This is a genomic window from Pseudomonas sp. NFPP12, from assembly GCF_900103205.1.
In the GTDB taxonomy this organism is placed as follows: Bacteria; Pseudomonadota; Gammaproteobacteria; order Pseudomonadales; family Pseudomonadaceae; genus Aquipseudomonas; species Aquipseudomonas protegens.
On the sequence record NZ_FMWW01000017.1, the window covers coordinates 1 to 4397 of the forward strand.

Here is a 4397-nt window from a genome sequence, read left to right on the forward strand (position 1 = left end):
GTTTGCAACTGGCTCTTGCCGCTTTTGGACAGGCCGAGGAAACCGGACTTGGTCTTCTTGCTGTAGGAGCCGTGCTCCTCGACACCGGAGAGGATCGCCACATCACCGGTGGCACCGACCATCAAGTCTGCACCGGCCTTGAGCTGGCTGCCGATCAGCGTGACATCGCGGCCACCGTTGATGCTCATGCCGCCATCGGCTTTCTTGCTGGTGTTGAGGGTCAGGTCTTTCCCGGCCTCGACCACGGAGGCGATGTTGGTGCTGTGGTAGCTCTCCTGCTGTTTGCTGCTGCTCTGACCAAAGGAGCCTTTGCCCTTCTTGGACATGAAAGAGGCAGTCTCATCCTTTGCCGACAGCACATTGAGATCGCGAGCAGCATCCAGGGCGACGTTCTGCCCCCCTTTAACCCGGCTGGCCACCAATGTCACGTCCTGGCCTGCCTTGATCGACAGATCACCACCCGCCTCTACCCGTGAAGACTGCTGGCGAACCTGATCGTCAGAACTTCTACCGTTACTGGTTTTGAACGAGCTATGACCCGCATTGGCCGCAGACTCGATGGTCACATCTCGCGCTGCAACCATCGACAAGCTTTGCTGGGTAGCAACCTTGCTCGCCACAACTTGAATGTCTTGACCCGCTGTTGCTTTCAGACTGCCGGCTATCTGGACGTCACTGGCATTTTGTGTGGTCTGACTACGCGTCCAGAGATCCTTCTTGAACTGGCCATTGCTGCTGTTCGCCTGTTCGGTGGACGTAATGGACAGGTCACGCCCAGCGCTGAGCACCGCATCACCGCCTGCGGTCAATGCACTGCCGGTATTTTTCAGGTCCCGGCTTGCAGTCAGGGTCAGATTGTTCGTGGCCTCGATGCGCGCTGCACTATCAACAAAATCGCGTTGCTCATTACTGGTGGAAGTGGAGCTCCGATGACGAGTCAAGGTTCGCTCGTTAACCACGTCCCCATCAGTTGCCGTCAAGACCACATCACGCCCAGCGACAACACCACCGGCCTTGTTCAGCAGATCCTTGCCCGCCGTCAGATTCAGGCCTTTGCCCGCCTCCACCAACCCACTATTGACCAGGTTCGCCCCCGCCACCGCCGACAGGTCATTGGCCGCGCGCAGGGTGCCGACGTTGTTCAAGTCCTTGCCGGCAATCAGGCTCACGTCCTTGCCGGCGATCAGGGCGCCGTTGGGCGCCAGGCGGTTGTTGGCCTGGGCCAGGTACAGCACTGGCACCAGCACCTGTTCGCCGTTCACTTCATGGCTTTCCAGCCAGACGATGTCGTGGGTCAGGGCGGCGACTTGCTCGGAGGTCAGGGTCACGCCCACCGAGAGATCAAGCTGTTGCTTGCTCTGGAGGGCGTTGTCCATCAGGTGCTTGAAGAGCTTTTCGTTGCTGTCCTGGCCGTCGATAAAGCGCTGGCCGGTGCGGGCCACCATGGCTTGCTGGATGAGTTTCTGTTCGTAGAAACCGTCCCCCAGGCGCTTGGTGCTTTCATCGGGGTTGTAGCCCAGATTGGACAGCAGGTAGTCCGAGCTCATGAACTGCTTGAGGTTGGTCAGCGCCGGGTTGGTTTCGATCAGGTACTTGTGCGGCCGGGACAGGCTCGCGGCGTCCGGCAGGCCGGCGATCTGCGCAGGCGTCGGGGCCTGGGCCAAAGTGCTGCCCTGGCCGCTGAGGCGGAACAGGCCGTTGCCGCCGGTGGGCAGGGTGAAGCCCGGCAGCTCCAGGGGGTTGACCTGTTGCTGGGCCAGTTCCGGGGGCAGTTGCGGGTTGATCCGGATCGGCGTCGAGTAGCCGTTGCCAACGCCGGTGTCGGTCAGGGTCTTGCCGGCGCCGACGTACTCGTAGAAGGAGCGGATCACGCTGTTGTCGAGGATCTGGTCAGCCTTGAGGTTGACCTTGCCACCGGCCTGGATGGTGGCGGCGAAGGATTGGTCGCCGTCCACCACCTTGCTGCTGGAGGACAGCATCACCCCGGTCCAGGCAATGAAGGCGCTGAGGTCGGAGGCGAAGCTGCTCGAAGGCGTCGGGTTGTTGCGGGCGTTGAACGCGGCGGCTAGGGCTGCGGCGGTGCCGGTTTCGTTGACGAAGCTCCAGTAGCGCCGCAGGGTGGTGATTTCCTGGGGTTGCAGGCCCTGGTTGTGGACGGTCTCGGCCTTGATGTTGATGTCGCCGGCCGCGGTAATCAGGCTGCTGGTGTTGGTCAGGGTCTGGGTGTCGATCTGCAGGTCGGCGCCGCTGTTGAGGCTGGCGGCGGCGCTGCTGTTGGTCACCCGCAGGCGGTCGGTCTCGGCCACTTCCCACAGGCCGTTGATGCGGCCTCCGCCGCGGTCGTCGCAGCCGGCGACGGGAATCAGGGTGCAGGACAGGCGAGTGATACTGGCGGCACTCTTTTCGTGCTCGGTGTACTGCAGCACGTCCATGACGTTGTTGAGGGTGCTGGCGGCGATGGTCAGCTTGCCCAGGCTTTCGATATCCCCGGAACGGTTGTCCAGCAGGTCGGCGCGGGTTTGCTGGTCGTCCTTGGCGATCAGCGCGGTGCCCAGGCTGTACACCTGGGCGTAGCGGTTGCTGAAGCTGGTGGTCAGCAGTTGCATATTGCCGCCGCTGGAGATCAGGCCGTGGTCGTTGACCAGGGTGGCGGCGGTGAGGTTCAGGTCTTCGCCGCTGCCCAGGGTGCCGTGGTTGTTGATGCTGGCGGCTGTGAGGTGCAGGTTCTGCTTGGCGGTGATGCGCCCGGCGCTGTTCAGCGCGCCGTCGACCTTCAGGGTGCTGTTGGCGCCGCCGGCGATGCTGGCGCTGTCCGCTAGATCCAGTTGGGCGGCATGCAGGTCCAGTTGACCAATGCTGCTCAGGCGCCCCTTGCCGCTGTAGTTGCCGCTCAGGTCGAGGTTGAGTGCGGCGTCGCTGCCGATCAGGCCGTCGTTGCTCCAGTGGCTGCCGCTGCCGGTCAGGCCGTTGCCCGCCAGGAGCTGGCCGTCGGCGGTCTGGGTCAGGTGGTCGACCTTGACCAGCAACTGATCGGCCTGGATTGCACTGCTGTTGGTCCAGCGCTCGGCCTCCAGGGTCAGTTGGCCGGCGGTCTTCAGGCGGCCGCCGACGTCTTCGAGGTTGGCCATGGAGAGGCCGAACACCCCGCTGCCGCTGTGCAGCAGGCTGCCGCCACGGTTGTTGAAGCCGCCGGCGTCGAAGGCCAGGTCGTGGTTGGCGGTTTCCAGGAAGCCGTCGCGGTTGTCGAAGGTGCCAGCGATGCTGAACCGGGTCTTGCTGGCCAGGCCCAGGGCCCGCAGTTGCCCGCGCTGGTTGTCCAGGCTGGCGGCGGCGGTGCTCAGGGTGCTGCGGCTTTCGATCAGGCCCTGGCGGTTGTCCAGGGCACCAGCGAGCTCCAGCTCGATCTGCCGGGCGCTGATCTGGCCGGCGCTGTTGTCCAGGTCCTTGGCGCTGATATGCAGCGCCTGCTGGGCGAAGAGCGCGCCGTCGCGGTTGTCGAGGCGGCCATCGGCAGCGGTTTCCAGGGTGGCGCCGCCGTTGAGGGCGGACACCTTGCCGGCCCTGTTGTCGAGGTGGCCCGCCTTGAGCGTCAGGTCGCCCTGCTGGGCAATCACTTGTCCGCCTTGGTTGCCGGCGTCGGCCGCCACATCGAGACCCAGGTTGGTCTTGGCCTGCAGCAGGCCTCTGGCGTTATCCAGACGCTCGGCATTGAGTTGCAGGTCGGCTTCGCGGCTGAGGATCTCGCCGCCATCGCTGTTCTGCACTTCGCCACTGGCGCTGATCAACACCGATTCATTGGCCGCGACACGGCCTTTCTGACGGTTGTCCAAGTGTTCGGTGAACAGCCGCAGCCACTGCTGGCTGGAGAGTTCGCCGCCCTGGTTCTCAACCTTCGTGCTGCGCTTGAGCAGCAAAGGGCCAGCGGCGGACAGGGTGCCCTGGTTGTTGATCAAGTGTCCCAGCAGGTCGAGGGTAACGCTCTGCTTGCCGGTGAAGGTGCCGTGGCTGTTGTCCAGGTCGCTGCCGATGAACCCCAGGTCGCCAACGGCGTTGACCGTGCCGCCCTGGTTGCCCAGGGTCATGGCCTGCAGGGTCAGGGTGGCGGCGCTGTCGATGGAGCCGCCCTGGCTGTTGTCCAGCCGGTCGCGCAGCTTGAGGCTTTGCTCACCGGCGCTGGAGATCACCCCCTGGTGGCTGTTGTCGAGGCTGGCGGCCTTGACGTCCAGGGCCTGCTGGCTGACCAGGCCGCCGCCCTGGCTGTTGTTCAAGGCGTCGCTGAGGGTGACCTCGACACCGCCTTTGAGGCTGGAGACGGTGCCTTTGTTGCTGTTGTTCAGGCCTGTGCCGTTGAGGGTCAGGCCCTGCCAGCCCGACAGCAGCCCGCCCTGGTTGTCCAG

Annotated in this window: 1 protein-coding gene; it reads right to left on the reverse strand. The window is 64.2% G+C overall.

Going from position 1 to position 4397, the window contains the following annotated elements; all coding sequences use genetic code 11:
* The coding region (locus BLS75_RS31785) for a hemagglutinin repeat-containing protein (RefSeq protein ID WP_176876791.1) at positions 1 to 4397 on the reverse strand (4397 nt) is incomplete at both ends.